29 protein-coding genes are annotated in these 25,732 nt (G+C 67.6%); 17 read left to right on the top strand and 12 right to left on the bottom strand.

What is annotated here, in order from left to right:
* Window positions 1-40 precede the first annotated feature (40 nt).
* A complete protein-coding gene (locus CRT60_RS09805) occupies window positions 41-220 on the bottom strand; it encodes a DUF3553 domain-containing protein (RefSeq protein WP_098736197.1) in 180 nt (59 codons plus the stop codon).
* Window positions 221-342: 122 nt separating this feature from the next.
* Between CRT60_RS09805 and CRT60_RS09800 the strand changes: the two genes are divergently transcribed.
* Entirely contained in the window at window positions 343-1,026 is a 684-nt protein-coding gene (locus tag CRT60_RS09800) for a histidine phosphotransferase family protein (protein WP_098736196.1), read from the top strand.
* Between the two features lie 27 nt (window positions 1,027-1,053).
* On the opposite strand, the gene CRT60_RS36420 is transcribed toward CRT60_RS09800, so the two are convergent.
* Entirely contained in the window at window positions 1,054-1,227 is a 174-nt protein-coding gene (locus CRT60_RS36420; RefSeq protein WP_167421655.1) for a hypothetical protein, read from the bottom strand.
* A 205-nt stretch (window positions 1,228-1,432) separates the two neighbouring features.
* On the opposite strand from CRT60_RS36420, the gene CRT60_RS09795 reads away from it, so the two are divergent.
* The 5 genes from CRT60_RS09795 (at window position 1,433) to CRT60_RS09775 (ending at window position 7,234) form a co-directional block, all read left to right on the top strand.
* Window positions 1,433-4,216 (top strand): hybrid sensor histidine kinase/response regulator, encoded by a 2,784-nt coding sequence (locus CRT60_RS09795; protein ID WP_098736195.1) that lies wholly within the window; start codon window positions 1,433-1,435, stop codon window positions 4,214-4,216.
* The gene (locus CRT60_RS09790) at window positions 4,213-4,713 is read left to right on the top strand and encodes a chemotaxis protein CheW (RefSeq protein ID WP_098736194.1); all 501 of its coding nucleotides are present in this window, start codon (window positions 4,213-4,215) and stop codon (window positions 4,711-4,713) included. The genes CRT60_RS09795 and CRT60_RS09790 overlap by 4 nt, the downstream gene beginning before the upstream one ends.
* 89 nt (window positions 4,714-4,802) lie before the next feature.
* On the top strand, window positions 4,803-5,168 hold the full coding sequence (locus CRT60_RS09785; RefSeq protein ID WP_045583532.1) for a response regulator: 366 nt from the start codon (window positions 4,803-4,805) through the stop codon (window positions 5,166-5,168).
* A 63-nt stretch (window positions 5,169-5,231) separates the two neighbouring features.
* Complete coding sequence (locus CRT60_RS09780; RefSeq protein WP_098736193.1) at window positions 5,232-6,398, top strand: protein-glutamate methylesterase/protein-glutamine glutaminase; 1,167 nt, start codon at window positions 5,232-5,234, stop codon at window positions 6,396-6,398.
* Window positions 6,395-7,234: a CheR family methyltransferase gene (locus tag CRT60_RS09775; protein ID WP_098736192.1), complete on the top strand. Its 840-nt coding sequence runs from the start codon at window positions 6,395-6,397 to the stop codon at window positions 7,232-7,234. Before CRT60_RS09780 ends, CRT60_RS09775 begins: the two co-directional genes overlap by 4 nt.
* A 126-nt stretch (window positions 7,235-7,360) precedes the next feature.
* Here CRT60_RS09775 and CRT60_RS09770 read toward each other — a convergent pair whose 3' ends face one another.
* The 4 genes from CRT60_RS09770 to ctrA form a co-directional block, all read right to left on the bottom strand.
* Complete coding sequence (locus tag CRT60_RS09770; protein ID WP_098736191.1) at window positions 7,361-7,585, bottom strand: hypothetical protein; 225 nt, start codon at window positions 7,583-7,585, stop codon at window positions 7,361-7,363.
* Between the two features lie 48 nt (window positions 7,586-7,633).
* Window positions 7,634-7,840, bottom strand: coding sequence for a hypothetical protein (locus CRT60_RS35600; protein WP_143273188.1), 207 nt, complete (start codon window positions 7,838-7,840; stop codon window positions 7,634-7,636).
* A 113-nt stretch (window positions 7,841-7,953) separates the two neighbouring features.
* Window positions 7,954-8,163: a cold-shock protein gene (locus tag CRT60_RS09760; protein WP_012977930.1), complete on the bottom strand. Its 210-nt coding sequence runs from the start codon at window positions 8,161-8,163 to the stop codon at window positions 7,954-7,956.
* Window positions 8,164-8,421: 258 nt separating this feature from the next.
* Window positions 8,422-9,162, bottom strand: coding sequence for a response regulator transcription factor CtrA (ctrA, locus tag CRT60_RS09755; RefSeq protein WP_098736190.1), 741 nt, complete (start codon window positions 9,160-9,162; stop codon window positions 8,422-8,424).
* A gap of 269 nt (window positions 9,163-9,431) precedes the next feature.
* On the opposite strand from ctrA, the gene fliI reads away from it, so the two are divergent.
* Both fliI and CRT60_RS09745 read left to right on the top strand, forming a co-directional pair.
* A complete protein-coding gene (fliI, locus tag CRT60_RS09750; protein WP_098736189.1) occupies window positions 9,432-10,769 on the top strand; it encodes a flagellar protein export ATPase FliI in 1,338 nt (445 codons plus the stop codon).
* Window positions 10,766-11,200 carry a flagellar export protein FliJ gene (locus tag CRT60_RS09745; protein ID WP_098736188.1) on the top strand — a complete coding sequence of 145 codons (435 nt, stop codon included), beginning with the start codon at window positions 10,766-10,768 and terminating at the stop codon, window positions 11,198-11,200. Before fliI ends, CRT60_RS09745 begins: the two co-directional genes overlap by 4 nt.
* Window positions 11,201-11,274: 74 nt before the next feature.
* Here the strand turns inward: CRT60_RS09745 and CRT60_RS09740 are convergent, their stop codons facing one another.
* The 3 genes from CRT60_RS09740 to CRT60_RS09730 form a co-directional block, all read right to left on the bottom strand.
* The gene (locus CRT60_RS09740) at window positions 11,275-11,877 is read right to left on the bottom strand and encodes a hypothetical protein (RefSeq protein WP_098736187.1); all 603 of its coding nucleotides are present in this window, start codon (window positions 11,875-11,877) and stop codon (window positions 11,275-11,277) included.
* Between the two features lie 129 nt (window positions 11,878-12,006).
* Window positions 12,007-12,237, bottom strand: a complete 231-nt coding sequence (locus tag CRT60_RS09735) for a hypothetical protein (RefSeq protein WP_098736186.1) — start codon at window positions 12,235-12,237, stop codon at window positions 12,007-12,009.
* Between the two features lie 146 nt (window positions 12,238-12,383).
* The gene (locus CRT60_RS09730) at window positions 12,384-13,376 is read right to left on the bottom strand and encodes a LysR family transcriptional regulator (RefSeq protein WP_098736185.1); all 993 of its coding nucleotides are present in this window, start codon (window positions 13,374-13,376) and stop codon (window positions 12,384-12,386) included.
* Between the two features lie 174 nt (window positions 13,377-13,550).
* Here CRT60_RS09730 and CRT60_RS09725 point away from each other — a divergent pair, with 174 nt between their 5' ends.
* The 3 genes from CRT60_RS09725 to CRT60_RS09720 all read left to right on the top strand — a co-directional run bounded on the left by CRT60_RS09725 (window position 13,551) and on the right by CRT60_RS09720 (window position 15,845).
* Window positions 13,551-14,723: a mandelate racemase/muconate lactonizing enzyme family protein gene (locus tag CRT60_RS09725; RefSeq protein ID WP_098736184.1), complete on the top strand. Its 1,173-nt coding sequence runs from the start codon at window positions 13,551-13,553 to the stop codon at window positions 14,721-14,723.
* A 133-nt stretch (window positions 14,724-14,856) separates the two neighbouring features.
* The gene (locus CRT60_RS36150; RefSeq protein ID WP_161958009.1) at window positions 14,857-15,036 is read left to right on the top strand and encodes a hypothetical protein; all 180 of its coding nucleotides are present in this window, start codon (window positions 14,857-14,859) and stop codon (window positions 15,034-15,036) included.
* Window positions 15,037-15,290: 254 nt separating this feature from the next.
* Window positions 15,291-15,845 (top strand): carbonic anhydrase, encoded by a 555-nt coding sequence (locus CRT60_RS09720; protein WP_098736183.1) that lies wholly within the window; start codon window positions 15,291-15,293, stop codon window positions 15,843-15,845.
* Window positions 15,846-15,913: 68 nt separating this feature from the next.
* On the opposite strand, the gene nadC is transcribed toward CRT60_RS09720, so the two are convergent.
* The 3 genes from nadC to nadA form a co-directional block, all read right to left on the bottom strand.
* Window positions 15,914-16,747, bottom strand: a complete 834-nt coding sequence (gene nadC, locus CRT60_RS09715; protein WP_098736182.1) for a carboxylating nicotinate-nucleotide diphosphorylase — start codon at window positions 16,745-16,747, stop codon at window positions 15,914-15,916.
* Window positions 16,732-18,381: an L-aspartate oxidase gene (locus CRT60_RS09710; RefSeq protein ID WP_098736181.1), complete on the bottom strand. Its 1,650-nt coding sequence runs from the start codon at window positions 18,379-18,381 to the stop codon at window positions 16,732-16,734. Before CRT60_RS09710 ends, nadC begins: the two co-directional genes overlap by 16 nt.
* A gap of 180 nt (window positions 18,382-18,561) precedes the next feature.
* Window positions 18,562-19,572, bottom strand: coding sequence for a quinolinate synthase NadA (nadA, locus tag CRT60_RS09705; RefSeq protein WP_098736180.1), 1,011 nt, complete (start codon window positions 19,570-19,572; stop codon window positions 18,562-18,564).
* 170 nt (window positions 19,573-19,742) lie between these two features.
* Between nadA and CRT60_RS09700 the strand changes: the two genes are divergently transcribed.
* The 6 genes from CRT60_RS09700 to CRT60_RS09675 all read left to right on the top strand — a co-directional run bounded on the left by CRT60_RS09700 (window position 19,743) and on the right by CRT60_RS09675 (window position 25,564).
* Window positions 19,743-19,949: a hypothetical protein gene (locus CRT60_RS09700; RefSeq protein ID WP_098736179.1), complete on the top strand. Its 207-nt coding sequence runs from the start codon at window positions 19,743-19,745 to the stop codon at window positions 19,947-19,949.
* A 129-nt stretch (window positions 19,950-20,078) separates the two neighbouring features.
* Entirely contained in the window at window positions 20,079-20,702 is a 624-nt protein-coding gene (locus tag CRT60_RS09695) for a TorD/DmsD family molecular chaperone (RefSeq protein ID WP_098736178.1), read from the top strand.
* Window positions 20,699-20,923, top strand: a complete 225-nt coding sequence (locus tag CRT60_RS09690; protein ID WP_098736177.1) for a twin-arginine translocation signal domain-containing protein — start codon at window positions 20,699-20,701, stop codon at window positions 20,921-20,923. The genes CRT60_RS09695 and CRT60_RS09690 overlap by 4 nt, the downstream gene beginning before the upstream one ends.
* A gap of 20 nt (window positions 20,924-20,943) precedes the next feature.
* Window positions 20,944-23,856, top strand: a complete 2,913-nt coding sequence (locus tag CRT60_RS09685) for a formate dehydrogenase subunit alpha (RefSeq protein ID WP_098736176.1) — start codon at window positions 20,944-20,946, stop codon at window positions 23,854-23,856.
* 22 nt (window positions 23,857-23,878) lie between these two features.
* A complete protein-coding gene (gene fdh3B / locus CRT60_RS09680; RefSeq protein WP_098736175.1) occupies window positions 23,879-24,514 on the top strand; it encodes a formate dehydrogenase FDH3 subunit beta in 636 nt (211 codons plus the stop codon).
* Window positions 24,515-24,550: 36 nt separating this feature from the next.
* On the top strand, window positions 24,551-25,564 hold the full coding sequence (locus CRT60_RS09675) for a formate dehydrogenase subunit gamma (RefSeq protein ID WP_098736174.1): 1,014 nt from the start codon (window positions 24,551-24,553) through the stop codon (window positions 25,562-25,564).
* The last annotated feature ends 168 nt before the right edge of the window (window positions 25,565-25,732 follow it).

Genomic DNA, 25,732 nt, shown 5'->3' with positions numbered 1-25,732 from the left:
TCCGCGCTTTCCCGGACGCCGGAGACCCGGCCGAAGCCGCTCAGATCCCGGCGGGATCTACCAGCGTCAGCGAGATGACGTCGCTGTCGATCAGCACCTTGCCGGCATGCTCGAAATTGACGGTGATGCGGTTGCGGATGGCCGACTGCACCTGTCCCAGCCCCCAGTCGGGCTGGTCCGGGTGGCGCACCCAGGCGCCGGGCACCAGCGAATCGTCCATGTCGGGTTCCATCCATCGAACTATTGTACATAGGAAATGCGACCGCCTGTGCGGCGGCGCCGGGAAAGTATAGAATCTCCAGCACCGTGCCGTCGCCGTTCCTTTTTTCCGGAGTCTGCCTCGTGACCGAATCGTCCTCCCTCCCCGTCAGCGTCGACATCCGCGTTCTGGAACTGCTGGCGTCGAAGCTCTGCCACGATCTGGTCAGCCCGGTCGGCGCCATCCGCAACGGGCTGGAACTGATCGAGGAGATGCAGGAGGACGAGGATGGCGGGACTGCCGTCGGCGGATTCCTGGGCGAGGCGGTGAAGCTGATCGACCATTCCTCCGGCCAGGCCGACCGCCGGCTGCGGGTGTTCCGGCTGGCCTATGGGGTGGCGGGGCGCGACCAGAAGGGCTTCGGCGACGCCCGCGCCGCCGCCGCCGGCTATGTCGAGGGCGGACGCACCCGGCTGGACTGGCCGGACCGGGTGCCGCACGACATGACCGCCCAGCGCCGCGGCGTGGTCAAGCTGGTGCTGAATCTGGTGATGCTGGCGGACGAGGCGCTGACCCATGGCGGGCTTGTCTCCGTCGCCGCCGACGGCGACGAGACGGCGGGCCGCATCACCGTGACCGCCGCCGGCCGTCCGGGCACCCTGAAACCGGAGGCCGCGGCGGCGCTGGCCGGAACGGCGACGGCCGAGGCGCTGAGCCCCCGCACCATCCACGCCTATCTGGCGGGCCGGCTGGCCGAGAGCGACGGATTCCGCATCGCCGTCGCCACCGAAAGCAGTGAGCGGCTGGTCTTCACCGCGGAGTGGTGAGGCGTCCGGCCGCTCTGCCGGGCGCTTCTACAGCAGTTTGAAAATCCGCGGCTCCAACACCACCTGCTCCACCCCGCCGGTGGTCTGGTGGGCCGTGGTGCGTAGCGTGACCGCCAGATTGTGGCGCGCGGCCTCCGCCAGCGCGGCGTTGAGGCGTTCCACGGCTTCGCGCACGGTTTGGGCGATTTCGGCGTCGCTCATCGATCCTCCCTGTGACAAAGGAACCCCGATCCTACCGGTAGCAGCCCCCGGAAGACTCCCTATCGGAAGAGGTAAGGTTCTCTTAATCAGTGTTTGACAGGCTCCCACCCTACCTGGACTGGAGCGCAACCGGCAGCCTTTCGATGCTGCCCGTTCGAGCCGCAGGCCGGCGCGGACCATAAACATTGGGCCTGGGGAATGCGACATGGATGATCTGCTGTCCGAATTTCTGACGGAGACCAACGAAAACCTCTCGGTGCTCGACGTCGAGCTGGTCAGGTTGGAGCAGAATCCCAACAATCCGGAACTGCTGTCGAATATCTTCCGGCTCGTCCACACCATCAAGGGAACCTGCGGCTTCCTCGGCCTGCCCCGCCTGGAAAAGGTGGCGCACGCGTCTGAGAACGTGCTGGGCAAGTTCCGTGACGGCGAACTGACGATCAACCCGGAAGCCGTTTCGCTGATCCTGCAGGCTCTGGACACCATCAAGAGCCTGCTGGCGGTGCTGGAAGCGACCGAGGCGGAACCGCCCGGCGACGACCTGCCGCTGATCGAGCGGCTGAACCTGTGCGCCGAAGGCAAGCTGGGCGGTCCCGCCCCGGCCGCCGCTGCCGCCCCGCCGCCCCCGCCGCCGACCGCCCCTGCGGTTGCCGCGTCGGAATCCCGGCCGGTGACGATGGACGAGCTGGAGGCGCTGTGGAACTCCACGCCCGGCCCGAACGACATTCCCGCTCCGGCGGCCGGCACCGCGGTCGCCACCCGCGCGCCCGAGCCGGCCGAGGAGCCCGTCCAGTCGCACGACCTCGTCGTGCCCGATGCCGAGCCGGCCGCCGCCAAGGTGCCGGCGCCGGTCGCCCCGATGGCCGGTGCCTCGGGCGGTGGCAACGCCGGTGCCGCCGATGCCGGCGCCGAGGCCGCGACCAAGGAATCGGCGGTCGCCGCCCAGACCATCCGCGTCAACGTCGACCTGCTCGAAAACCTGATGACCATGGTGTCGGAGCTGGTGCTGACCCGCAACCAGCTGCTGCAGATCCTGCGGTCGCAGAAGGAGAGCGAGTTCGCGGCACCGCTGCAGCGCCTGAACCATGTGACGTCGGAGCTGCAGGAAGGCGTCATGAAGACGCGCATGCAGCCCATCGGCAACGCCTGGGCCAAGCTGCCGCGTCTGGTGCGCGATCTGGCGCACGAACTGAACAAGAAGATCGACCTCCAGATGCTCGGCGCCGACACCGAGCTGGACCGCCAGGTCCTGGAGCTGATCAAGGATCCGCTGACCCACATGGTGCGCAACAGCGCCGACCATGGGCTGGAGATCCCGGCGGAGCGCGTGAAGTCCGGCAAGACGGAGACCGGCCGCATCACCCTGAACGCCTATCACGAGGGCGGCCACATCATCATCGAGATCCAGGACGACGGTAAGGGCCTTGCCATCGACCGGATCAAGCAGAAGGCGATCCAGAACGGGATGGCGTCGGAAGGCGAGCTGGCCTCGATGACCGACCAGCAGATCATCCAGTTCATCATGAAGCCGGGCTTCTCCACCGCCGCCAAGGTCACCAACGTTTCGGGCCGCGGCGTCGGCATGGACGTGGTGAAGACCAACATCGAGAAGATCGGCGGCACGATCGAGATCAAGTCGGCCCAGGGCAAGGGGTCGACCTTCGTCATCAAGATCCCGCTGACGCTGGCCATCGTCTCCGCCCTGATCGTGGAATGCGCCGGCGAGCGCTTCGCCATCCCGCAGATCAGCGTGGTCGAGCTGGTGCGTGCCGCCGCCGACAGCGAGCACACCATCGAGCGGCTGAAGGGTACCCCGGTCCTGCGCCTGCGCAACCGCCTGCTGCCGCTGGTCTCGCTCCAGCAGCTGCTGCGGCTGGACGACAGCGAGGGCGCCAAGAAGACCGAGGAAGAGACCTTCATCGTCGTCACCCAGGTCGGCACCTACACCTTCGGCATCATGGTCGACCGCGTGTTCGACACCGAGGAAATCGTGGTGAAGCCGGTGGCGCCGATCCTGCGCCACATCGAGATGTTCTCGGGCAACACGATCCTGGGCGACGGCTCGGTCATCATGATCCTGGACCCCAACGGCATCGCGTCGGCCACCGGCGAGATGGCGATGGGCGAGGCCGCGGGCAAGGAGACCACCGCGGTCCAGACCCAGCGCCAGGAGGACAAGATGGCGCTTCTGCTGTTCCGCGCCGGCGAGGGTGCGCCCAAGGCGGTGCCGCTGTCGCTGGTCGCCCGCCTGGAGGACGTCGATCTCGCCACGGTCGAGCTGTCGAACGGCCTGCCGGTGGTCCAGTACCGCGGCAAGCTGATGCCGCTGGTCCCGATCGACCCGAACTTCGTCGTCGCCAACGAAGGCCGCCAGCCGGTGCTGGTCTTCGCCGACGGCGACCGTTCGATGGGCCTGATCGTCGACGAGATCGTCGACATCGTGGAGGAGAAGCTGAACGTCCAGCTGGCCGCGGAGCGTCCCGGCCTGATGGGCTCGGCCATCATCGCCGGCAAGGCGACCGAGGTGATCGACGCCGGCTTCTTCCTGACCCAGGCCTACAAGGACTGGTTCGGCTCCTCCACCCAGGAGGGGTTCGAGGAGGAGAAGCTCCAGCGCGTGCTGCTGGTGGACGACAGCCCCTTCTTCCGCAACCTGCTGACGCCGCTGCTGTCGGTCGCCGGCTACGACGTGACGGCGGTGGAGAATGCCGGCGACGCGCTGGCGCTCTGCGAGGCGGGCGAGGACTTCGACGTCATCGTCTCCGACATCGAGATGCCGGGCATGAGCGGCTTCGACTTCGCCGAGGCGGTGCGCCACGGCAGCCGTTGGCAGCGCGTTCCGATGGTGGCGCTGTCCAGCCACGCCAGCGCCCGCGATCTCGACCGCGGCCGGATCGCCGGTTTCAACGACTATGTCGCCAAGTTCGACCGTGATGCGCTGCTCTTCGCGCTCCAGCAGACGCTGACCGACCAGAAAGGTGCCGCATGAGCAACGCCAAGCTGCCGTCCACCGTCCGCAAGTCGCGGGGCGACGACATCGTCGTCTCCGGCAACCAGGACTTCGTGACCATGACGATCGCCGACCAGATGTTCGGCATCCCGGTCCTTCAGGTGCAGGACGTGCTGGGCCATCAGCGGATCACCCGCATCCCGCTGGCTCCGCCGGAGGTCGCCGGATCGCTGAACCTGCGCGGCCGCATCGTCACCGCCATCGACGTCCGCCTGCGGCTCGGCCTGACCGGCCGTCCGAAGGACAAGCCCGGCATGTCGATCGTCGTCGACCTGCGCGGCGAGCTGTACAGCCTGATGGTCGATTCGGTCGGCGAGGTGCTCAGCCTGACCAAGGAGGACTTCGAACGCAACCCGGCGACCCTGGATCCGCGCTGGCGCGAGGTATCGACCGGAATTTATAGGCTGAACGGCCAGTTGATGGTTGTGCTGGACGTGCCCCGTCTGCTCAACTTCACAACCATCGAGACGGCCTGACGGTTTGCCGCGCCCTGCCCCCTGGGGAAGGGCGCCGCGCCGGCCGGCCGGCTTTCGCCGACGAACAGATGACCTGAGGCCCTGCCGCAATGAAATCCTGCCTGGTGGTCGATGACAGCCGCGTTGTCCGCAAGGTCGCGCGCAAGATCCTGGAAGAGCTGAATTTCGCCTGCTCGGAGGCGGAGGACGGCAAGCAGGCGATGGAAGCCTGCGCGGCGCAGATGCCGGACGCCATCCTGCTGGACTGGAACATGCCGGTGATGACCGGGATCGAGTTCCTGCGCCGGCTGCGCAAGATGAGCGGGGGCGAGCAGCCCAAGGTGGTGTTCTGCACAACCGAGAACGACCTTGCCCACATCCAGGAGGCGCTGTCCGCCGGGGCCAACGAGTACATCATGAAGCCCTTCGACAGCGACATCATCCAGACCAAGTTCGCGCAGGTCGGCCTTCTGTGATCCCGGCCGGGATTTCGGAAGAGTCCGCGTTGAACCAGTCGAGTTGAAAGGCGAATCGCCGTTATGTCGGACAGTTTTGGCAGAGGCCCCCTCACCACCGCGCGACCGGCCAACCCGGATCCCGTCCGGGTCATGGTGGTGGACGACTCCGCCGTCATCCGCGGCCTGCTGACCCGCGCGCTGGAAGGGGACCCGGACATCCGCGTCGTCACCTCCGTCGGCGATGGCCAGATGGCGGTCAATTCGCTGCAGCGCAATTCCATCGATGTCATCGTGCTGGACATCGAGATGCCGGTGATGGACGGGCTGACCGCCATCCCGAAGCTGCTGGCGGTGGCGCCGCAGGTGAAGATCATCATGGCCTCCACGCTGACGCTGCGCGGGGCCGACGTGTCGATCCGCTGCCTGTCCGCCGGTGCGGCCGATTACATCCCGAAGCCGACCTCCACCCGCGAGATCGGCGGGGCGGAGGACTTCAAGCGCGAGCTGGTCGCCAAGGTCAAGGCGCTGGGCGCCGCCGCCCGGCGTGCCGGATCGCGCTCGCGCGGCGAGATCCGCCCGCTGACCCCGGCGGCTCCGCTGGGGCTGCTGAAGCGCGAGGTCGGGCCGATCGTCACCCGGCCGACTCCGGCCGGCACCATCGCCACCAAGCCGGACGTGATCGCCATCGGCAGCTCCACCGGCGGTCCGCAGGCGCTGTTCGAGGTGCTGTCGCACCTCAAGGCCGGCGTCAGCCAGCCGATCCTGATCACCCAGCACATGCCGGCCACCTTCACCACCATCCTGGCCGAGCACATCACCCGCCAATGCGGGATCGATGCGCGCGAGGCCAAGGACGGCGAGCCGATCGTGCAGAACCGCTGCTACATCGCGCCCGGCGACTTCCACATGCTGGTGACCCAGCGCGGCGGCGCCAACGTGATCGCGCTGAGCAAGGATCCGCCCGAGAATTTCTGCCGCCCGGCGGTCGACCCGATGATGCGGTCGATCCTGAAGGGCTTCGGCGGCCGCAAGATCCTGGCCTGCATCCTGACCGGCATGGGGCAGGACGGGTTGAAGGGCTGCACCGACGTGGTCAATGGCGGCGGCACCCTGATCGCCCAGGACGAGGCGTCGAGCGTGGTCTGGGGCATGCCCGGTGCCGTGGCGCAAGCCGGCATCTGCAACGTCATCCTGCCGCTCAAGGAAATCGGTCCCCACATCCGCAAGCTCGCTTCGAGGGCAGCATGAGAGTCGAAGATTTCGACATGTTCTCCACGCTGCTCAAGCAGCGTTCCGGCCTGGTCCTCACCCGCGACAAGGCGTATCTGCTCGAATCCCGGCTGATGCCGGTGGCGCGCAAATGGAACATGAAGGGGCTTGAGGAGCTGGCGACCACCGTCCGCACCCGCAAGGACGAGGCGCTGCTGCGCGACATCACGGAGGCGATGACGACCAACGAGTCGTCCTTCTTCCGCGACCAGAAGCCTTTCGACCAGTTCCGCCAGCTGGTGCTGCCGAAGCTGATGGAGGCGCGGGCGGCCAAGCGGTCCTTGCGCATCTGGTCGGCCGCCTGTTCGTCGGGCCAGGAAGCCTATTCGCTGTCGATGATCCTGAACGACGAGGCGGCGAAGCTGGCCGGCTGGCGCATCGAGATCGTCGGCACCGACATCTCGGCGGAAATGGTGGAGCGGGCGAAGGCCGGCGTCTACACCCAGTTCGAGGTGCAGCGCGGCCTGCCGATCACCATGCTGGTGAAGCATTTCAAGCAGAATGGCGACAAGTGGCAGATCAGCCAGCAGCTGCGCCAGATGGCGTCGTTCCGCGAATGGAACCTGTTGGGCGATCTGTCGGCGCTGGGACAGTTCGACATCGTCTTCTGCCGCAACGTGCTGATCTATTTCGACCAGCCGACCAAGGCTAAGGTTCTGGAGTCCATTTCCCGCCAGATGCCGCAGGACGGCGTTCTGTATCTGGGCGGTGCTGAAACGGTGCTGGGCATCACCGACAAGTTCAAGCCGGTGGAGGGCCAGCGCGGTCTCTACAGCCTGGGCGGCTTCTCGGCCACCGGCGCCAAGGTGGCGTAAATCCTGGAATCCTTGTCCTGACGGACATCATCCCCGCGAAAGCGGGGATCCAGGCTTCCAATTCAATCGTTCGAACGGCTGGATCCCCGCCTTCGCGGGGATGGCAGCCAGAAAATGCACCAACTCTCAGGCCGACGGCGTGATCGACTTGATCGGGCCGCGCGGATTGCCGGACATTTCGGCGATCTTGCGGTCCTGCGCTTCGATGTAGGTGCGGATGGAATTCTCGCGGTCGAACTGATCGATGTCGGTGGTCGGCACCTTGCGGTTCGAGGTGCGCGCACCGTCCTGGTAAATCACGTCGAAAAGCGCGAAGGCGTTGTCGACGGGCTGTTTCTTCTGACGGGCCATGGCCTGTCCTCCGTATGGTCGCGGTCGGCCGCGCCTGCGGCCGTCCGTTCAGGCATTGTTGGTGTCGGTTTTGGTCTCGGCATCGGCGTCGGTGTCGGTCGCCAGGGTCTCGTCCTGCGTCTCCGTTTCGTCCGGATCGCCGGCGCGGCGGGCGGCGACGCCTTCCTCGCGACGCTGAAGCTTTTCCTGCTTCCTCTGTTCCTTGGCCCGGTTGCGCTCGGCCCGCTGCTGGTTGTAATTCGGTTTGAAAGCCATCGCGGATCTCCTCTGGGCAGAGCCCTGCATCTGGGCGACAGGGACTTGTGCAACACGGAAAAAGGGCACCGGTTTCCCGATGCCCCTTTTTCCGCAGGTCGGCGGTCAGGCGGTCAGACCGCCTTCAGATTTTCCGCCGAGGTCTTGCCACGCTTCGGATCGCGCTGTTCCTCGTAGGAAATCTTCTGGCCATCGACCAGGCTGCGCAGCCCGGCGCGTTCGACAGCGGAGATGTGCACGAACACATCCGGGCCGCCGCTTTCCGGCTGAATGAAACCGAAGCCCTTGGTGCTGTTGAACCATTTGACGGTGCCGACGGGCATGTCTGTCTCCCATAACGCAAAGGGCGCCACACCACCGGTGCGGCGCATCAGACTGGGTGTGGGATTGGCGGCCCCCAGGTGCTCGCGATCGAATTTTTGCGATGGCGAAAAAAGAGGGGCTGAGCGTGGAGGCTTTTGAAAGCCCCGCAGTCCGAAGCAGAATGACCCACCAGATATGGCGACGCCCGGTCCGACTTTCAAGGTGAAAGACGGCCGGGCGTGGAGAAGCAGCAAAAGAAAAGCGGAAGCGGTGAGGAGTCAGCCGGCGGCCTGCTGTTGCGGCACGCGCGGCGGGGGCGGGGGATTGCCTTCGACGATTTCCTCGTGCGGGTCGCGCAGCACGTAACCGCGGCCCCACACCGTTTCGATGTAGTTGTCGCCCTGGGTGGCGGCGGCGAGCTTCTTGCGCAGCTTGCAGACGAAGACGTCGATGATCTTCAGTTCCGGCTCGTCCATCCCGCCATAGAGATGGTTCAGGAACATCTCCTTGGTCAGCGTCGTGCCCTTGCGCAGGCTCAACAGCTCCAGGATGCCGTATTCCTTCCCGGTCAGGTGCAGCGGCGACTGGTCGACCTCCACCGTGCGGGTGTCGAGGTTGACGGTCAGGCGGCCGGTGCGGATGATGCTGTCGGAATGGCCCTTCGACCGGCGGACGATGGCCTGGATGCGGGCGATCAGCTCGCGCTTGTCGAACGGCTTGGTCAGGTAATCGTCGGCGCCGAACCCCAGCCCCTTGATCTTGTTGTCCATTTCGGTCAGGCCGGACAGGATCAGGATCGGGGTGGTCACGCGCGCGGCGCGCAGGCGGCGAAGAACCTCGTAACCGTCGATGTCCGGCAGCATCAGGTCGAGAATGATGATGTCGTAATCGTAGAGCTTGCCGATCTCGAGTCCGTCCTCACCCAGGTCGGTAGAATCGACGATGAAACCTTCCGTGTTCAGCATCAGCTCGATGCTTTTGGCGACGGAGGAATCGTCTTCAACCAGCAGAACCCTCATGGCGATATCCCGACGTTTGATGGCGCGCTTTCGCTACCCGACCCCGGACATGGTCCCCGATCCTTGATGACCGATTTCAACCATCCCGTTTACACAAGTTAACAGACGATTCAGCTTAACGCCAGTGCCAAGCGCTTACACAACGTTAATCCTTCCATCGCAAGATGCGATCATGGTGGTTAACGTCGCCTCCGTCCACAGAGCTACCACTTAATAGGAGCGCGTCCCGTCTTGGGACCGCCTTCCCAGGAAACGCCGGTATCCGATCCATGACGTTCGATATCGATCAGTTGATCCGCGACATCGACCTGATCCCGGACAGCAGCCGGTACGGCCGCGTCACCGCCGTGTCCGGCCTGATGGTCGAGGTCGGCGGGATCGAGAAGGAACTGTCGGTCGGCGGCCGCTGCATCGTCGAGACGCGCGACCGCCGCCAGGTCCCGTGCGAGGTGGTGGGCTTCCGTCAGGGCCGGGCGCTCGCCATGCCCTTCGGTGCGCTGGACGGGGTGGGGCTGGGCTGCCGCGCGCTGGTGGCGGGCGATCAGGCGCGGATCTATCCGACCGATGCCTGGCTCGGCCGCGTCGTCAACGCGCTGGGCGAACCGGTGGACGGCAAGGGGCCGCTGCCCAAGGGGCCGGAGGGCACGCCGATCCGCAACACGCCGCCCAACGCCCATTCGCGGGCCCGCGTGGGACAGAAGCTGGATCTGGGCATCCGCGCCATCAACGCCTTCCTCACCTGCTGCCGCGGCCAGCGCATGGGCATCTTCGCCGGATCGGGCGTCGGCAAATCGTCGGTCATGTCGATGCTGGCGCGCTTCTCCGCCGCCGAAGTCGCGGTGATCGGCCTGATCGGCGAACGCGGCCGCGAGTTGCAGGAATTCATCACCGAGGATCTGGGCGAGGAGGGTCTGGCCCGCAGCGTCGTCGTCTGCGCCACCTCGGACGAGGCGCCGCTGATGCGCAAGCAGGCCGCCTACATGACGCTGGCGGTCGCCGAGCATTTCCGCGACCAGGGCCGCGACGTGCTGTGCATGATGGACAGCGTCACCCGCTTCGCCATGGCCCAGCGCGAGATCGGCCTGTCGGCCGGCGAGCCGCCGACGACCAAGGGCTATCCGCCGACCGTCTTCGCCGAACTGCCGCGCCTGCTGGAGCGCGCCGGTCCGGGCGTGGTCGGGTCGGGCACCATCACCGGCCTGTTCACCGTGCTGGTGGACGGCGACGACCACAACGAGCCGATCGCCGACGCCGTGCGCGGCATCCTGGACGGCCACATCGTGATGGAGCGCCAGATCGGCGAGCGCGGGCGCTACCCCGCCATCAACATCCTGCGCAGCGTGTCGCGCACCATGCCCGGCTGCAACACGGCGAACGAGAACGAGCTGGTCGGCCATGCCCGGCGCCTGCTGTCGTCCTACGACAACATGGCGGAGATGATCCGGCTGGGCGCCTACCGCCGCGGCACCGACCCGCAGGTCGACGAGGCGATCCACTTCCAGCCGGCGCTGGAAGCCTTTTTGAAGCAGAGCAAGCGCGAGGCCACCGATCTGGAGACCAGCTATGCCATGCTCGCTGAAATCTTTGGGGTGCAGTGGCCGCAATGAGCCTGAAGACGATCATCCGCCTGCAAAAGCTGCAACTGGACGAGAAGCGTCGCGTCCTGGCGGACCTCCACACGCTGGCCGACCGGCTGCGCAACGAGATCGAGAAGGTGAAGCAGGAGATCGTGCACGAGCAGGAAACGGTGCGCGACGACTTTTCGGTTTCCTTCACCTATTCCAACTTCGCCCAGGCGGCGATGGAGCGTGGCCGCAAGCTGGGCGAATCGCTGGGGCAGGTGGAGATGCAGATCAACATCGCCACCGACGAGATGGCCGAAGCCTTCCAGGAGTTGAAGCGCTACGAGCTGGCCGAGGAAGAGCGGCTGAAGCGCGAGCGCGACAAGCAGAAGCGGAAGGAGGCCGCCATGCTGGACGAAACCGCGCTGGTGGGGTTCAGGCGCCGACAGGCGGAGGAGGAGGCGACCGGAGGGTGAGGATTACGGGCGGGGCAATCGGACGCCCTACCCGGTTCGAAGCTGCCCGGTTCGAAGCCGCCCGGTCAAACCCTTCAGACGGTCACCGAAACCAGTCCGCCCGGCGACCCGCCGCTGTATCCGCCTGTCGCGGCCGGTGTTAGCCCGCTTGTCGCCGGTGCCGCGGCGGTGGACCCTGCCGCCGTCCCGCTGCTGCCGGGAGCGCTGGCGAAGGACACGCCAATCGCCGTACTGGCTGACGTGGCCGCCGCCTTTCCGGTCGTCGTGCCGCCTGACCCGGACCCGCCCGCCGCTGCGCCATAGCCGCTGCCGGACGAACTCCCCGTGTTGCCGGCGGATCCGCCCGAGCCGTTCTTCGCCGCGGCCGCTTTCCGCTCGTCCTCCTGGGACAGGCGGTTGGCGGTGCGGCGGTATTCCTCCACCACGCGCTGGGACGGGATCTGGTCCTGGGTTTCGCCGGTGTCGAAGTCGCGGAAATACAGCACGGCCACCCGCGCGCCCTGGTCGTAGCGCATGAACGGGCTGATGAAGCCGGCGCCGGAGGCTTTTTCCGTTTCGCCGGAGGTGGCGTTGCCGGTGCTCTGGACTGCAGTCGATGGGGAGGCGGTGCCGGCTTCCGTCGGCTGGAAAGCCGTCGGGCGGAGTGCCGTCGTGCTGGAAACGCCACGGATCTCCATCGCTGCCTCCTGCGTTTCTTGCCCGCTTTCCAGGCGTTGCCCCTGGGACAGCCCCTTGGCTGGCGCCCTCCCTCGATGATCTCCTTGACCGACCCTGCCGCACCGGCCTGCCGCGCGATCCGCTACGGATCAGACCGTGATGTTCAGATTCTGGCCGCGGGTGGCGGTGGTGTTGCCGCCGCTCGATCCGCTCTGGGCCGTCTGCGCGTCCTGCTGGCGGCGGGTGCGCTCGGTCTGGTCTTCCTGTGCGGATTCGACGGGCGAGGTCGACCGCTGCGCCGCGGCCGGGCCGCTGCTGAGCGGGGTGACGTATGGCTGCTGCTGATAGCCGCCGATGCCGCCAATGCTGCTGACGCCCATGATCGTTCCTCCGCTCGCTGACGCGACGCTTCTCAACCCAACTAGGCAAATTTTGCCCGATCGAACGGGTTAGCGCCAGCGAAATCGCTTCGGTGGAGAAGCTTTATCGGGAATGTCAACGATCAAAGTGACTTGCGGGCAAAGGGTCACAACTCTTTTTCAGCGGTTGCGTCCGCTCCGGCAACCTGCGCTGCGGGTTCCGGCGGCGACTCGGCGTTCCGCCACAGCGCCGCTTCGACGGCCAGCGTCCAGAAGCTTTCGGCCGCCTTGCTCTGGCGCGCGCGCGGGCGGACCAGCCGGATCTGCACCGGCACGGTCCAGCGTTCGTCGCCGGCCGGCACGCCGGCGCGCACCAGCGAGCCGCGCGCCAGATCCTCGGCGATCAGGCTTTCCGGCAGCCAGGCCACGCCGCGCCCGTCGCGCGCCAGCGTGCGCAGGACCGCGGCAAGGTGGGACGTGAAGACGGTGTCGAGGGCGGCGGGGAGCGGATGCGCTGCCCGCACCGCCTCCAGGATGCGGCCCATGCCGGATTCGCGGCTGTAGGACAAATGCGGCAGCGCTGTGTCCTGACCGTCCGCCAGCAGATGGCGCGGCCGGCCGCCGGCATCGGGGGCGGTCACCGCCAGCAGCCGGTCGCCGCCGACGACGACGGAGCGGAAGGACTCCGCATCCAGCCGGCCGGCCGCCGCCGGATGGGCGTGGCAGAGCAGGAACTGCGCCTGGCCCGCCAGCATCAGCCGCTCGCAGGCCTCCAGGCTGTCCGACGACAGGGTGATGGCGCCCAGCCTTGCGCGGGCTTCCAGCGCCCGCAGCCAGGACGGGAAGAAGGTCAGCGACAGCGCATGGGTGGCGGCGAAGCGCAGGGTCGCCGCTTCCGACTGGGCGGCGAGGCGGGCCTCTTCCCGGCCTTGCAGCAGGCGGCGCACCGTCTCGTCGGCGAAGGGGCGGAAGCGCCGCCCGGCTTCCGTCAGGGTCACCGGCTGTCCGCTGCGGTCGAACAGCGGGGTGCCGGCCCAATCCTCCAGCGCGCGGATGCGGCGGCTGAAGGCCGGCTGGGTCAGGTGGCGCATGTCGGCGGCGCGGGAGAAGTTGCCGCAATCCACCAGCGCCAGGAAATCGTCGAGCCAGGAGAGTTCCATCGCCCAATCTTCGTCACGTCTGCCGGCCCGGCCCGGTGCCTGTGGGCGCACACCCTCCGGCAACCCTATGCCGAACCCGCATGACGCGTTCCGACCTTGGCATTGGCCCGGCGGCCCGCAACATCCCTACAGTGCCGGCACGAAACGCGCCACCACGCTGCAAGGGGAACCGCCATGCGCATCGTCGAAATCCGCGAGCAGACCGCCGGCATCAAGTCCGACATCGCCAACGCCTTCATCGATTTCAGCCAGATGACGTGCAGCGTCGTCGCGGTGGTCACCGACGTGGTGCGCGACGGCAAGCCGGTGATCGGCTACGGCTTCAATTCGAACGGCCGTTATGCCGCGGGCGGGCTGCTGCGCGAGCGCTTCATCCCCCGGCTGATGTCGGCGGCACCCGACAGCCTGCTCGACGACACGGGTGAGAACCTCGATCCGTTCCGCATCTGGGCGCGGCTGATGACCAACGAGAAGCCGGGCGGCCATGGCGAGCGCTCCGTCGCCGTCGGCACCATCGACATGGCGGTGTGGGATGCCGTGGCCAAGATCGCCGGCGTGCCGCTCTACCGCCTGCTGGCCGACCGTTTCCGCGGCGGGGTGGCCGACGACAGCGTCTGGGTCTATGCCGCCGGCGGCTATTACTATCCCGGCAAGGATGTGACGGCGCTTCAGGACGAAATGCGCAGCTACCGCGACCGCGGCTACAAGGTCGTGAAGATGAAGATCGGCGGCGCCCCGCTGGACGAGGATCTCCGCCGGATCGACGCGGTGCTGGAGGTGGTCGGGTCGGGCGAGAACCTGTGCGTCGATGCCAACGGCCGCTTCGACCTCGCCACCGCGATCAAATATGCCGAGGCGCTGAAGCCCTATGGCCTGTTCTGGTACGAGGAGGCCGGCGATCCGCTGGATTATGCGTTGCAGGCCGAACTCGCCAAGCACTACGACCGGCCGATGGCGACGGGCGAGAACCTGTTCTCCCACCAGGACGCCCGCAACCTGATCCGCCATGGCGGCATGCGGCCCGACCGTGACTGGCTGCAATTCGACTGCGCGCTGAGCTACGGTCTGGTGGAGTATCTGCGCACGCTGGACATGCTGAAAGACAATGGCTGGTCCAGCCGGCGGGTGGTGCCGCATGGCGGGCACCAGATGTCGCTGAACATCGCAGCCGGCCTGCATCTGGGCGGCAACGAATCCTACCCGGACGTCTTCAAGCCCTTCTGCGGTTTCGCCGACGGTATCGCAGTCGAGGACGGCCGCGTGCGGCTGCCCGATCTGCCCGGCGTCGGGTTCGAAGCGAAGTCGGAACTGTTCGCGACGATGAGCGGGCTGCTGGAAACCAGATAATCGCACTCAGGTTCAGGATCCGGACCTGTTCCATTGGGAGACGGCATCGCCAATCTTCGATTCGGCCATTGACCGAGTGCCTTACTGTGTCAATCTGTTGGAGGTCGCAACGTTTCAGAAAGGAGGTGATCCAATGTCTCATGGAGCCAGTCCGGTCGTCGCCGCTTTGTTCGGTCTCGCCACTCTCCTGACGGCGGGGATCGCCAACGCGGACTGTTCGCCCAACCACAGTGCGAGCGCGTCGCCGCCGCCGGCCTCCAGCACCGTCGGGTCGGCCGGAACACCGGCGCCCAGCAGCACGCGCGGCGGGTGATGGCCGAACGCTGACGACCAGGAAATTCCATGCACAGGAACGGGCTGCCCCTAACCGGGCGGCCCGTTTTCTTTGCGGGGTCCGACGAAACGAAACCCGGTTGTAGACAATTAAGCCCGAAAAATGCCACAGACGTAAATTTTAGTACTTTTCCGCATGGTAGAAGGCGCTGTATTGAAATTTTTAACAAAGCGATGCCACCATTGCGCGTGAACCCCCCCCGGCATGGGGTCGGGGCGTGTTGGGAGGGCGCAATGGAACATTCGACCGGTCATCATCATGGCTGCTGCCAGGGCGAGCACAGCTCTCGCCGCGGTTTTCTGAAGCTGGCGACGCTGGGCGCCGGCGTGACGCTGATGGCGCCGATGATGGTGAGCCGTCCGGCGCAGGCCGGGGGTGTCGACACGCTGCTGCTGACCTGCATGGACTACCGGCTGATGGCACGGGTGGCCGAGTACATGGAGGGGCGCAGTCTCAAGGAGAAATACGATCATATCGTTCTGGCCGGCGCCAGCCTGGGCGCGCTGAACGACAAGAAGCCGGCCTGGGGCGAGGCATTCTGGGACGAGGTGGAGATCGCCCGCGACCTGCATCACGTGAAGCGGCTGATCGTCATGGATCACCGCGACTGCGGTGCGTACAAGGCGTTCCTCAATCTGGATCTGGCCGCGGATCCGCGGCGGGAAAGCGACGTTCATGGCCAGTATCTGACGAAGCTCAGGACGATTGCCAAGCAACGCCATCCCGATCTGGAGGTCGAGCTGCTGATCATGGATCTCGACGGCAAGGTCGAGACGCTGGCGGTCTGATCGCATCGCGACGGCATGGCCGGCACTCCCGCCCCCGGTTCGGAGCGGGGAGTGCCGGCGGCCAGCCGTCACATATCCAGGCCGAGATCCAGATTCGGGGCGCTGTGGGTCAGCCAGCCGCAGCTGATCATGTCGACGCCGGTCTCGGCGATGGCGCGGACGGTGGCGAGCGTGACGTTGCCCGATGCCTCGGTCAGCAGGCGGCGATCCACCATCCGCACCGCGCGGCGCAGCGTGTCCGGGTCCATGTTGTCGAGCAGCACGACATCGACCGGCAGGCCCAGCAGCTCGTCCAGCTGGTCGAGCGTGTCGACCTCGACCTCCACCTTCACCATGTGGCCGATGGCGGCGCGGACGCGCTCCACCGCCGGGCGCACCCCGCCGGCGACGGCGATGTGGTTGTCCTTGATCAGCACCGCGTCATCCAGCCCGAAGCGGTGGTTGAAGCCGCCGCCCAGCTTGACCGCATGCTTTTCCAGAACGCGCAGGCCGGGGGTGGTCTTGCGGGTGCAGACGATGCGCGCAGTCGTGCCCTCCACCTCGCGCACCAGGGCGCGGGTGGCGGTGGCGATGCCGGACAGCCGGCCCATCAGGTTCAGCGCCGTGCGCTCCGCCGTCAGCAGGGCGCGGGCCCTGCCGGTCAGGGTGGCGATGGTGCCGCCGGGGGGCACGTCGTCGCCGTCGGCGCGCTCCACCGTCACCGAAATGCCGGGGTCGAGCAGGCGGAAGGCGATCAGCGCCGCCTCCAGCCCGGCGACGCGGCCATCCTTGCGGGCGGCGATGCGGGCGGTCGCCACCGCGTCGGCCGGGATGATGCTGTCGGTGGTGATGTCGCCGGCCCGGCCCAGATCCTCCGCCAGGGCGGCACGGACGATGGGCTCGACGGTCAGAGGATGCAGCATGCGGCGTCTCCGGGCAGGGGGCCGGCGGTGCCGGCCAGGTCGCTGAGGGTCAGGGTGCGGGAGAGGGAGGCGGGATTGGGCAGGGGATGGTCGCTGCGGCAATGGGCGCCGCGGCTTTCCTCCCGCGCCAGCGCGGCATGGACGACCAGACGGCCGACCAGCAGCCGGTTGCGTGCCTCGCCCCAGTGGCGGACGATGTCCGGCGGAGCCTGGACAGTGCCGTGGGCGTCGCCGTCCTCGCAGCGGAGCATGTCCAGCGCCGCCGCCAGCCGGTCGAGCTTGCGCCGGGCGGCCAGCAGCCCCAGACCGCTGCGGACCAGACCGGCCCCGTCATAGAGCGCCGTCCGCGCCTCCGCCCCGATGGCGTCGAGCAGGGCATGGCCGACATCGGCGGCGACCGCGGGCGGCCGGGGCAGGGCGAAGGGCGGCAGCGGCGCAAGGGTACGGTCCGCCACGTCGCGGGCGACGCGGGCACCGAACACCAGCGCCTCCAGCAGGGAATTGCTCGCCAGCCGGTTGGCGCCGTGGACGCCGGTGCAGGCGACCTCGCCGCAGGCCCACAGCCCCTCCAGGCTGGTCCGCCCGTCGGCGTCGGTGACCACGCCGCCCATATGGTAGTGGGCGGCCGGCGCCACCGGCATGGGCTCGGCGAAGGGGTCGAGCCCATGCTCGGCGCAAAGCGCCAGGACGGTGGGAAAGCCGCCGGGCTTGGCGGCCAGCGCCGGGCGCAGGTCGAGGAACACAGGCTCGCCCGCCGCGACGCGCCGGCCGATGGCGCGTGCCACCACGTCGCGCGGCGCCAGCTCGGCCAGCGGATGCTCGCCCGGCATGAAACGGTGGCCCTCGCTGTCGAGCAGCAGGGCCCCGGCTCCGCGCAAGGCCTCGGTCAGCAACGGCACCGGGTCGGCATCGACGGCCAGCGCCGTCGGGTGGAACTGCACGAATTCCAGGTCGGCCAGCTGGGCGCCGGCCCTTGCGGCGATGGCGAGCCCGTCGCCGGTGGCCTCCGCCGGGTTGGTGGTGCGGGCGAAGGCGGCGCCGATGCCGCCGGTCGCCAGGATCACGCGCGGCGCCCGGTGCAGCACCCAGCCTTGCCCATGGCAGGCCAGCAGGCCGCAGACCCGGCCGTTGCGCAGCACGAGATCGACGGCGAAGGCGTCGGTCTCCACCCGCACCGAGGGGGTGGCGCACAGGCGGTCCGCCAGTGCGGTGACCAGGGTGCGGCCGGTGGCGTCGCCGCCGGCATGGACGATGCGCGCCGCGCCATGGGCGGCTTCCCTGCCCAGCAGCGGCGAGCCGTCGGGCGCGCGGTCGAAGGGCAGGCCGCCCTCCAGCAGCCGGCGGACCTGGGCGGCGCCGTCGCGGGTCAGCAGGGCGGCCATCGCCGCATCGACCAGACCGGCCCCGGCGGCAACGGTGTCGGCGGCATGGTCCTCCGGCCGGTCGCCGGGACCGACGGCGGCGGCGATGCCGCCCTGGGCGTAGAGGCTGGAGCCGCCGGGCAGGCCGGCGGTCTTGGTGATCAGCGTGACCGCACGCGGCGCCAGTTGCAGCGCCGCGGTCATCCCGGCAAGGCCGGAGCCGACGACGATCACCTCGGCATCGCGGACATCGTAAGGCGTGCTGGAGGTCATGGGGGACTCCTGACTCTCCCTCTCCCGCCCCGGGAGAGGGAAGGGGCCCATGCGGGGCATGGGAAGGGTGAGGGGTGAGGCAAGGATCAGAAATCCATGTCCGGATAGCCCCTCACCCTCCCCGCGCCATTGGCGCGGGTCCCCTCCCTCTCCCGGGGCGGGAGAGGGCTTTCCACAAACTCACTTCGGCTTCACCGCCAGCATCCGCTCAACCGAGCGGCGGGCGCGGGCGGCCAGCGCGTCCGGGATCTCGACGCGCGGTTCCAGGGTCCGCAACGAGTCCAGGATGCTCGACAGCGTCACCGTCTTCATGTGCGGGCACAGGTTGCAGGGCCGCACGAACTCCGTCTCGGGCGAGGCGGCGGCGACGTTGTCGCTCATCGAGCATTCGGTGACCATCAGCACCCGCGGCGGCTTCTCGGTGCCGACGAAGTCGATCATGCGGGCGGTGGAGCCGACGAAATCGGCCGCCTCCAGCACGTCGGGCGGACATTCGGGGTGGGCGATCACGGTCAGCCGGTCGAAGCGGCGGCGGAACTCCTCGATCTCGGCGCCGGTGAAGCGCTCATGCACCTCGCAATGGCCCTTCCAGGCGATGATCTCGACCTTGGTCTGGGTGGCGACGTATTTCGCCAGATACTCGTCGGGCAGGAAAATCACCCGGTCGACGCCGAGCGATTCCACCACCTCCACCGCGTTGCCCGAGGTGCAGCAGATGTCGACCTCCGCCTTCACCTCGGCGGACGTGTTCACGTAGGCTACCACCGGAACGCCGGGATGCGCCTCGCGCAGCAGGCGAACGTCGGCGGCGGTGATGCTGTCGGCCAGCGAGCAGCCGGCGTTGCGGCTGGGGATCAGCACCGTCTTGGCCGGATTGAGCAGCTTCGCCGTCTCCGCCATGAAATGCACGCCGGCCAGCACGATCACGTCGGCGTCGGTTTCGGTCGCCTTGGCCGCCAGCGCCAGGCTGTCGCCGACGATGTCGGCCACGCCGTGGAAGATCTCCGGCGTCTGGTAGTTGTGCGCCAGGATGACGGCGTTGCGCTCGCGCTTCAGCTCGTTGATGGCGTGGACCAGCGGCGCGTGGAAGGGCCATTCGATGGCCGGCACGACGCGTTTCATGCGCTCAAAGATCGGCGCGGTCGCCGCGGCGACAGCAGGGGTGTAGGCGAGTTCGGCGACCTCGGGCATCGGATGCTCCGCTCTATGCTCGTTCTGAGCAAAACCATATGTGCTCGACTAGAGCATATCAAGCGGAAAAGCGAGGATGGAAACAATCGGCTTCGGGCGGCGTTGTGCGATGGCGGGAAAGGCCGGCAGTGCGGCCTCTCCCCCGGTAAGCGCTGTCTGGAGAATCGCCGATGAAAGTCTTCCTCGCCGCGCTCTGCGCCATCGTCGTCCTGGCGGGCGGCGCCTGGGCGGTGCTGCCGACCCTGTTCGCCCGCAGCGCCGACGAGACCTTCGCGTCGGTCGGTGCGCGGGTGGGGGAGGAATCGTCTGTCGCACACCGCAACTTCTCCGGCCGTCCGCAGCCCGACACCCAGCAGGGCGGCAATCCCCAGAAGTGAGTTCCGCTGCCGGAGAAAACGGATGACCCCGGCAGGGTAGCCCCGACCGGGTAAGGCAACCTTTGCCCGCGCCTGCCGTTGTTACGGTTCGGGCCTGCCATGGCCTTGAACAGGGCTTGCGGGAGTGCGATGACGGTTCACGATCCGGAAAGCGGCGCGGAGGACTTGCGCGCTGACGTCTACCGGCTGCTGGCGCTGACGCTGGCCGCCCCGCCGGGCGCCGACCTGCTGTCTCTGCTGGGCGGTCTGACCGGCGACGCGACGCCGCTCGGCCGGGCCTTCGACGATCTGGCGACCCGCGCCCGCACCACCGATCCACGGGCGGCGGAGCGCGAGTTCAACGCGCTGTTCATCGGCGTCGTCCAGGGCGAACTGGTCCCCTATGCCTCCTATTACCGCACCGGCTTCCTGACCGACCGGCCGCTGTCGGCCCTGCGCGCCGACCTCCAGGCTTTGGGGCTGGAGCGCGCGCCTGACGTGTCGGAGCCGGAGGACCACATCGCCGCGCTCTGCGACGTGATGGCGGTGCTGATCCGCGAGGGGGCCGACCCGACGGTGCAGCGCCACATGCTGGACAGCCACCTGACGCCCTGGGCCGGGCGCTTCTTCCAGGATTTGGAAAAGGCGGAGATGGCTGGCCTCTACCGCCCGGTCGGCACCATCGGCCGCCTGTTCCTGGAGATCGAACAGGAGGCCCTGAACAGACAGATCGACGACAGACAGATCGACCAGTTGGAGGGAGCCGACGCATGAAGACGCCGCCAGAATCCCCGCGCAATCCCCCCAAACGCAACCCGCTGCAACGCCGCGACATCCTGAAGACGCTGGGCCTGGGCGCGGCCGGTGCCGCTGCGGCTGCCGTGCTTCCGGCGGGCGACGAGGCGCAGGCGATGGAATCGCCGCAGGAGCAGGTGAAGGCCCGCTACCGCGAAACCGAACACGTCAAGCGCTTCTACGCGCTGAACCGCCTCTAAGGGCGATCCGGAGGGTGTCAATGCTGGTCAAACGCAGCTCGGCGAAAGCGGCAGGCGCAAAGCGGTCGGGTCTGGTCGCCGCCCTGGCGGACAGTCTGGAGTCGGGCGTCAGCCGCCGCGGCTTCCTGCGCCGGTCCGGCCTTGCCGCGGGCGGCATCGCCGCCGTCGGCGCGCTGCCGGGTGCCATGATCCGCAAGGCGGAGGCCGGTCCCATCCTGCCGAATGTCGAGGTGGTGACGCGCAAGAACGTCTGCACCCACTGCTCGGTCGGCTGCACGGTGATCGCCGAGGTGCAGAACGGCGTCTGGGTCGGGCAGGAGCCGGGCTGGGAAAGCCCGATCAACCAGGGCACCCACTGCGCCAAGGGCGCCTCGGTGCGCGAACTGACCAAGGGCACGCGCCGCGTCAAATACCCGCTCAAGCTGGTGGATGGAGTCTGGCAGCGGATCGGCTGGGACCAGGCGATCGAGGAGATCGGCAACCAGTTGATGGACATCCGCAAGGCGTCGGGGCCGGACGCGGTGTTCTGGCTCGGCTCGGCCAAATTCTCCAACGAGGGCGCCTATCTCTACCGCAAGCTGGCGGCCTTCTGGGGAACCAACAACGTCGATCATCAGGCGCGCATCTGCCACTCCACCACGGTCGCCGGCGTGGCGAACACGTGGGGCTACGGCGCCATGACCAACAGCTACAACGACATCCAGAATTCCAAGGCGCTGCTGATCGTCGGCGGCAACCCGGCCGAGGCGCACCCGGTGTCGATGCAGCACATGCTGCGCGGCAAGGAGCACAACCGCGCGCCCTTCATCGTCATCGACCCGCGCTTCACCCGCACCGCCGCCCATGCCACGGAGTATGTCCGCATCCGTCCCGGCACCGACATCCCGGTCGCCTGGGGCCTGCTGTGGCACATCTTCGAAAACGGCTGGGAGGACAAGGAGTATATCCGCCAGCGCGTCTACGGCATGGACGAGATCCGCGCCGAGGTGAAGAAATGGACTCCGGAAGAGGTGGAGCGGGTGACCGGCGCCCCCGGATCGCAGCTTCGCCGCGTGGCGGAGGCGCTGGCGAAGAACAAGCCCAGCACGGTGATCTGGTGCATGGGCGTCACCCAGCACACGGTCGGCACCGCCAACGTCCGCGCCCTGTCGATTTTGCAGCTGGCGCTGGGCAACATCGGCGTGGCCGGCGGCGGCGCCAACATCTACCGCGGCCACTGCAACGTGCAGGGCGCTACCGACTTCGGCCTCGATGTCAGCACGCTGCCCGCCTATTACGGGCTGGCGGAAGGGGCGTGGAAGCATTTCGCCCGCGTCTGGGACGTCGAATACGACTATCTGAAGGGCCGCTTCGCCACCAAGGATCTGATGGAGGCCAAGGGCATCCCGACCACGCGCTGGTTCGATGCCGTGCTGGCGAAGCCCGGCGAGATCGACCAGCCGAGCCCGTTGCGCGCCATGATGTGCTTCGGCCATGGCGGCAACACCGTCACCCGCATGCCGGAGATGGTGAAGGGGCTGGAGAAGCTCAGCCTGCTGGTCATCGCCGACCCGCACCCGACCACCTTCGCCGCGATCAAGGAACGGCGCAACGGCACCTACATCCTGCCGGCCTGCACCCAGTTCGAGACCGACGGGTCGCGCACCTGTTCCAACCGCTCGATGCAGTGGGGGGAGAAGGTGGTGGAGCCGATCTTCGAATCGAAGGACGACTACGCCATCATCTATCTGCTGGCGCGCAAGCTGGGCTTCGCCGACGAGATGTTCAAGCACATCACGGTGGAGAAGGACCGGCCGGTGCCGGAGGACATCCTGCGCGAGATGAACCGCGGCTGCCTGTCCATCGGCGCCACCGGCCAGTCGCCGGAACGGCTGAAGATGCACATGAAGCATCAAGCCGATTTCGACAAGATCACCATGCGGGCCGCCTCCGGCCCCTGCGCCGGCGATTATTACGGCCTGCCCTGGCCCAGTTGGGGCCATCCGGAGATCCGGCATCCGGGATCGGCCGTGCTCTACGACACCTCCAAGCATGTCATGGACGGCGGCGGCGTCTTCCGCGCCCGTTTCGGGGTGGAGCGCAACGGCGTCTCGCTGCTGGCCGACGGCTCCTATTCGAAGGGGTCGGAGATCGAGGACGGCTATCCCGAATTCACCATGGCCGTGCTGAAGAAGCTGGGCTGGGACAAGGATCTGACGGCGGAGGAAATGCGCGTCATCCAGGCCATCGGTGGCGGCGGGGCCGAGGTGGACAATGTCAGCTGGCAGACCGACCTGTCGATGGGCATCATCCGCGTCGCGCTGAAGCATGGCTGCGTGCCGCACGGCAACGCCAAGGCGCGCGCCGTCGCCTGGAACCTGCCCGACCCGGTGCCGGTCCACCGCGAGCCGATCTATTCCCCGCGCCCCGATCTGGTGAAGGCCTTCCCGGCCATCGAGGACCGGCGCGACTTCCGTCTGGTCCAGCTTGCCCGCTCGCTCCAGTTCAAGGTGGCGGACAGCGACCTGCGCCAGCGCTTCCCGATGGTGCTGACCTCCGGCCGGCTGGTCGAGTATGAGGGCGGCGGCGAGGAGACCCGGTCCAACCCGTGGCTGGCCGAGTTGCAGCAGTCGATGTTCGCGGAGATCAACACCAGGGACGCCGAGCGGCTGAACATCAAGGACGGCGCCTGGGTCTGGGTCTATGGGCCGGAGGACGGCAGCAAGGCCAAAGTCAAGGCGCTGGTGACCGACCGCGTCGGCGGCGGCACGGTGTTCATGCCCTTCCACTTCTCCGGCTTCTGGCAGGGCGACAGCTTGCGCGGCAACTACCCGCCCAACACCGACCCCATCGTGCTGGGCGAGCCGGTGAACGGGGTGACGACCTACGGCTACGACCCCGTCACCTTCATGCAGGAAACCAAGGTCACCCTCTGCCGGGTCGAGCCGGCGTGACGCACAGGAGCTGAACAGAACAATGGCCCGGATGAAGTTCCTGTGCGACGCCGAGCGCTGCATCGAATGCAACGCTTGCGTCACCGCCTGCAAGAACGAGCATGAGGTGCCGTGGGGCATCAACCGCCGCCGGCTGGTCACGCTGAACGACGGCAAGCCGGGCGAGCGGTCGATCTCCATGGCCTGCATGCATTGCAACGACCCGCCCTGCGCCGCGGTCTGCCCGGTCGACTGCTTCCTGCAAACGGCGGATGGGGTGGTTCTGCACAGCAAGGATTTGTGCATCGGCTGCGGCTACTGCTTCTACGCCTGCCCGTTCGGCGCGCCGCAATACCCGCGCACCACCGACTTCGGCAGCCGCGGCAAGATGGACAAATGCACCTTCTGCGCCGGCGGTCCCGAACCGGATGGCAGCGTCGAGGAATACCAGAAATACGGCGCCAACCGGCTGGCCGAGGGCAAGCTGCCGCTCTGCGCCGAGATGTGCTCCACCCGCGCGCTGATGGGCGGCGACGGGGCGGTGCTGGCCGACATCTATCAGGAACGCTCGCTGCGCCGCGGCTACGGCTCGGGCGCGCCGGGCTGGTCGACCGCCTACGGGCGCAACGACCGCGGCTCCCCCTTCGCCCCCGGCGGGCCGGGCACGGGAGGGGCGTGAGCGCCCCCGCAAGAAAGATCATACCGGGAGACCACCATGCGCCCCACCAGACTCCCCCTGCACGCCCTGCTGCTGATCGCCCTGCTGGCTGTCCAGAGTCTGGCCGCTCCGACTTTCGCACAAGCGCAGCTCACCCAGGTGCCCGGCCAGAACTCGCCGACCAGCAAGGAGCAGGTGCCGCTCTACGTCCCGCAGGACGACAAGCTGATCGGCCGCGTCAGCATCCCGGACGAAAAACTGGCGGTGCTGGTCCAGCCGGAAGGGCGGGAATGGCGGGAGTGGCGCACCAACACGCTGCGGCTGGCGATCGGCGGGCTCGCCATCGGCATGACGGCGGTGCTGGCGGTCTTCTTCCTCTATCGCGGCACCATCCGCATCCATGGTGGCAAATCGGGGCGGCTGGTTCTGCGCTTCAACGGACTGGACCGCTTCGCCCACTGGACGACGGCGGTCAGTTTCCTGCTGATGGCGCTGACCGGGATGATCCTGACCTTCGGCCGGCCGCTGCTGATCCCGCTGATCGGCCATCAGGCCTTCACGCCGCTGGCGGAATACGCCAAGTCGATCCACAACTTCGTCAGCGTGCCCTTCGTCGTCGGGTTGCTGATGATCATGGCCTTGTGGCTGCGCGACAACATCCCGGAAAAGGCCGACTGGCTGTGGGTCAAAACGGCGGGCGGGCTCTTCTCCAAGGCCGGCGGACAGCATCCGGAAGCCGGGCGCTTCAACGCCGGGCAGAAGCTGGTGTTCTGGAGCATCGTGCTGGGCGGCATCGGCATGGCGGCCACCGGCTATCTGCTGATGGTGCCCTTCGCCTTTACCGGGATCGGCGGCATGCAGATCATGCACGTCATCCACGGGCTGCTGGCGGCCGGCCTGATCGCCGCGGTGATCGGCCACATCTACATCGGCACCATCGGCATGGAGGGCGCCTTCGACGCCATGGGCTGCGGCGAGGTCGATGAGAACTGGGCAATGGAGCACCATCGCCGCTGGTACGAGGAGCAGCTGCGCAAGGGCTATGTCGAGGGGCGCCAGCCGGCGGAGTGAAGCGCCGCAAGGGGAACGCCCATAGGGTGGGATACGAACAATCCCACCCGCCGACCGTCTCCTTCCATAGTACAATTTACCCCCTGCCTCTCAGAATGGCTGAATGGCCCTCGACAAACGCGCTGGACCGGAGACCTGACCGGTTCACCACACTGAGAGGAACGGCCC

Origin of the sequence: Azospirillum palustre (genome assembly GCF_002573965.1) — a bacterium.
Classification (GTDB): domain Bacteria; phylum Pseudomonadota; class Alphaproteobacteria; order Azospirillales; family Azospirillaceae; genus Azospirillum; species Azospirillum palustre.
This window is presented reverse-complemented; position numbering and strand designations above follow the sequence as displayed.

Excerpts from the sequence above, each read along its gene's own strand:
- CRT60_RS36420 (WP_167421655.1), bottom strand. The coding sequence starts at position 1,227 with ATGAGCGACGCCGAAATCGCCCAAACCGTGCGCGAAGCCGTGGAACGC.
- CRT60_RS09695 (WP_098736178.1), top strand. The coding sequence starts at position 20,079 with ATGACGGTTCACGATCCGGAAAGCGGCGCGGAGGACTTGCGCGCTGAC.
- CRT60_RS09780 (WP_098736193.1), top strand. The coding sequence starts at position 5,232 with ATGTCGGACAGTTTTGGCAGAGGCCCCCTCACCACCGCGCGACCGGCC.
- CRT60_RS09790 (WP_098736194.1), top strand. The coding sequence starts at position 4,213 with ATGAGCAACGCCAAGCTGCCGTCCACCGTCCGCAAGTCGCGGGGCGAC.
- CRT60_RS09770 (WP_098736191.1), bottom strand. The coding sequence starts at position 7,585 with ATGGCCCGTCAGAAGAAACAGCCCGTCGACAACGCCTTCGCGCTTTTC.
- CRT60_RS09720 (WP_098736183.1), top strand. The coding sequence starts at position 15,291 with ATGGAACATTCGACCGGTCATCATCATGGCTGCTGCCAGGGCGAGCAC.
- CRT60_RS09760 (WP_012977930.1), bottom strand. The coding sequence starts at position 8,163 with ATGCCCGTCGGCACCGTCAAATGGTTCAACAGCACCAAGGGCTTCGGT.
- nadC (WP_098736182.1), bottom strand. The coding sequence starts at position 16,747 with ATGCTGCATCCTCTGACCGTCGAGCCCATCGTCCGTGCCGCCCTGGCG.
- CRT60_RS09735 (WP_098736186.1), bottom strand. The coding sequence starts at position 12,237 with ATGGGCGTCAGCAGCATTGGCGGCATCGGCGGCTATCAGCAGCAGCCA.
- CRT60_RS09785 (WP_045583532.1), top strand. The coding sequence starts at position 4,803 with ATGAAATCCTGCCTGGTGGTCGATGACAGCCGCGTTGTCCGCAAGGTC.
- CRT60_RS35600 (WP_143273188.1), bottom strand. The coding sequence starts at position 7,840 with ATGGCTTTCAAACCGAATTACAACCAGCAGCGGGCCGAGCGCAACCGG.
- ctrA (WP_098736190.1), bottom strand. The coding sequence starts at position 9,162 with ATGAGGGTTCTGCTGGTTGAAGACGATTCCTCCGTCGCCAAAAGCATC.
- CRT60_RS09725 (WP_098736184.1), top strand. The coding sequence starts at position 13,551 with ATGCGCATCGTCGAAATCCGCGAGCAGACCGCCGGCATCAAGTCCGAC.
- CRT60_RS36150 (WP_161958009.1), top strand. The coding sequence starts at position 14,857 with ATGTCTCATGGAGCCAGTCCGGTCGTCGCCGCTTTGTTCGGTCTCGCC.
- CRT60_RS09795 (WP_098736195.1), top strand. The coding sequence starts at position 1,433 with ATGGATGATCTGCTGTCCGAATTTCTGACGGAGACCAACGAAAACCTC.
- CRT60_RS09730 (WP_098736185.1), bottom strand. The coding sequence starts at position 13,376 with ATGGAACTCTCCTGGCTCGACGATTTCCTGGCGCTGGTGGATTGCGGC.
- fliI (WP_098736189.1), top strand. The coding sequence starts at position 9,432 with ATGACGTTCGATATCGATCAGTTGATCCGCGACATCGACCTGATCCCG.
- CRT60_RS09700 (WP_098736179.1), top strand. The coding sequence starts at position 19,743 with ATGAAAGTCTTCCTCGCCGCGCTCTGCGCCATCGTCGTCCTGGCGGGC.
- CRT60_RS09805 (WP_098736197.1), bottom strand. The coding sequence starts at position 220 with ATGGACGATTCGCTGGTGCCCGGCGCCTGGGTGCGCCACCCGGACCAG.
- CRT60_RS09710 (WP_098736181.1), bottom strand. The coding sequence starts at position 18,381 with ATGACCTCCAGCACGCCTTACGATGTCCGCGATGCCGAGGTGATCGTC.
- nadA (WP_098736180.1), bottom strand. The coding sequence starts at position 19,572 with ATGCCCGAGGTCGCCGAACTCGCCTACACCCCTGCTGTCGCCGCGGCG.
- CRT60_RS09690 (WP_098736177.1), top strand. The coding sequence starts at position 20,699 with ATGAAGACGCCGCCAGAATCCCCGCGCAATCCCCCCAAACGCAACCCG.
- CRT60_RS09775 (WP_098736192.1), top strand. The coding sequence starts at position 6,395 with ATGAGAGTCGAAGATTTCGACATGTTCTCCACGCTGCTCAAGCAGCGT.
- fdh3B (WP_098736175.1), top strand. The coding sequence starts at position 23,879 with ATGGCCCGGATGAAGTTCCTGTGCGACGCCGAGCGCTGCATCGAATGC.
- CRT60_RS09685 (WP_098736176.1), top strand. The coding sequence starts at position 20,944 with ATGCTGGTCAAACGCAGCTCGGCGAAAGCGGCAGGCGCAAAGCGGTCG.
- CRT60_RS09740 (WP_098736187.1), bottom strand. The coding sequence starts at position 11,877 with ATGGAGATCCGTGGCGTTTCCAGCACGACGGCACTCCGCCCGACGGCT.
- CRT60_RS09675 (WP_098736174.1), top strand. The coding sequence starts at position 24,551 with ATGCGCCCCACCAGACTCCCCCTGCACGCCCTGCTGCTGATCGCCCTG.
- CRT60_RS09745 (WP_098736188.1), top strand. The coding sequence starts at position 10,766 with ATGAGCCTGAAGACGATCATCCGCCTGCAAAAGCTGCAACTGGACGAG.